We start from the raw sequence: 464 nt of genomic DNA on the forward strand, positions 1-464 counted from the left end.
ATATGCTATACCTAAATAAAGAATAAATTTACGTAGAGCATTCCTTACTTCATTGTTTAATGACAAACTAATAGAAGCAATCTCAACTGTTGCCATAAGTAGCATAGCTGTTTTATTTAAATGAATTTCAAATAATTCTCTCAAACTAATATCATCATTTTCTACATTTAATATATCCAAATATTGACCTAATATCATACCTTTATGTCCAGAATAGTACGAAAGTGCAATAATACTATTTTTATTTGAATATTCAGATTCAGCCAATACTGAAAAAGCCAGAGTAAGAAGTGCATCACCAATTAATACTGCATTAGCTTCTCCAAAATTTTTATGAAATGTTAAGATCCCCCTTCTATATTCATCATTATCAATACACGGTAACTCATCATGAACTAAAGAATATGCATGTATTAATTAAATTACTACAGCTTCATTTTCAATTTTTTTCTATTTTTTTTTTT

The 464-nt window shown here is 26.7% G+C and carries 1 protein-coding gene; it reads right to left on the reverse strand.

What is annotated here, in order from left to right; genetic code table 11:
* Positions 1-414: polyprenyl synthetase family protein (locus AYC60_RS08930; RefSeq protein WP_269146646.1), on the reverse strand; the 414-nt coding region annotated here is incomplete at its 3' end.
* Between the last annotated feature and the right edge of the window lie 50 nt (positions 415-464).

The organism is Streptobacillus felis, assembly GCF_001559775.1.
GTDB classification, from domain to species: Bacteria; Fusobacteriota; Fusobacteriia; order Fusobacteriales; family Leptotrichiaceae; genus Streptobacillus; species Streptobacillus felis.